Here is a 1,519-nt window from a genome sequence, read left to right on the forward strand (position 1 = left end):
CCAAGGGGCCATCAGCCGAACAGTAGCTTCACATCCCATGGGCCTCCAATAACTTCTGATAACTCCCATCCGCCTTCATCGCCGCGATCTCCCGATCAAACCCGGCGACGATCTGCGCATGCTCAGGGTTCTTCAGGCTGACCAGAATATGCAGGCTGTTTTCACTCAACGGCTTGGGTAGAAATTCCACCGCATTGCGCACCTTGGCGGATTCGCGGGCCAGGTAATAACGGGCGACGTACTCGTCTTCCAGCGTCAGCTTCACCCGGTCGGCGGCGAGCATGCGCACGGCCATCGCGAAGTTATGCACGGGGACTTTCTGCATCTGTTCGTCTTCATCGAACGCCTTGGAATAGGCGTAGCCGCGAACCACGGCGATGGGGTAGGCATACAACTGCTGCAGATTCTCGAAATCGAGCGGCGCATCCTTGCGCTTGATAAAGCGCACGCGGTTGAGCAGGTACTCGGCCGAGAACTGGCCCACATGGGTGCGCTCCTCGGCGTACCAGGCGTTGATCAGCACGTCATATCGCCCTTCGCTGATCTCCAGCATCGCCCGAGCCCAGGGCACCTGCTCGAAGTCACTGGCATAACCGGCGCGCGCCAGGGCGGTGGTGACGATATCGGTCGCCAGGCCGCCATTGACCAGTGTCGAGTCGGTAAAGGGTGGCCAGGCATCGGCGACCAGACGCAGTTTCTGCGCACAGGCGTTATGGCTCAGCAACAGCAACCCGACCAAAGCAAGAGCTCGATGCAATCGCGGCATGCCTGACTTCCTTGACGGGTTCAAAGCCCGGTTTGTTTTTAGCCGAAACCCAAGGATGCCCCAAGGCATCCGGTCCTAACGTTAGCTCATCGAAACCGCTGCGCAGCGCTGGATTGAAGATTACATAAAGAAGGCAATACCGCGACAAATCGATGATGGCATTTTGGTCTTTATCACAGATTTTTTGACCGATTGAAAAGAGACTTCCGACGCAAGGGCGCCTAATATCGGCAGCAGGTTCTCTGGGAAATTCAAAAAATGGATATCGACTGGGTCTGCAAACATCACACTGACCTGAGCAAGGAACAGCTATACGCCCTCCTGAAACTGCGCGCCGAGGTCTTCGTCGTCGAACAGAACTGCGCCTACCCGGACGTCGATGGACTGGATCTGGACGGCGACACCTGCCATTTGATGGCCTGGCAGGACAACCACCTGGTCGCTTACCTTCGTTTGCTCGATCCGCATTCGCGAAACAGCGATGTGGTGATCGGCCGCGTGGTCATCGCTCCCGAGGCGCGGGGGCAAGGGCTGGGGCATATGCTGATGGAACAAGCCCTGAAGCAGGCGGAGAAGCACTGGCCCGGCGTGTCGATCTCGTTGTCGGCGCAGGCGCATCTGCAAGGGTATTACGGGCGATACGGGTTTGAAGTGGTGGGCGTGGAATATCTCGAGGATGGGATTCCGCACATCGGGATGCATCGGCCCTGAGGCCCTCTTCGCGAGCAGGCTCGCTCCCACAAGGAACCCAGG

Annotated in this window: 2 protein-coding genes; one reads left to right on the top strand and one right to left on the bottom strand. The window is 58.2% G+C overall.

Annotated elements, in window-relative coordinates; all coding sequences use genetic code 11:
• Positions 1 to 28: 28 nt before the first annotated feature.
• Positions 29 to 766: a substrate-binding periplasmic protein gene (locus ACE04F_RS20420; RefSeq protein WP_486109492.1), complete on the bottom strand. Its 738-nt coding sequence runs from the start codon at positions 764 to 766 to the stop codon at positions 29 to 31.
• A 258-nt stretch (positions 767 to 1,024) separates the two neighbouring features.
• Between ACE04F_RS20420 and ACE04F_RS20425 the strand changes: the two genes are divergently transcribed.
• The gene (locus tag ACE04F_RS20425) at positions 1,025 to 1,477 is read left to right on the top strand and encodes a GNAT family N-acetyltransferase (protein WP_486109494.1); all 453 of its coding nucleotides are present in this window, start codon (positions 1,025 to 1,027) and stop codon (positions 1,475 to 1,477) included.
• Positions 1,478 to 1,519 lie beyond the last annotated feature (42 nt).

It is taken from the genome of Pseudomonas sp. AGC41, assembly GCF_057334555.1.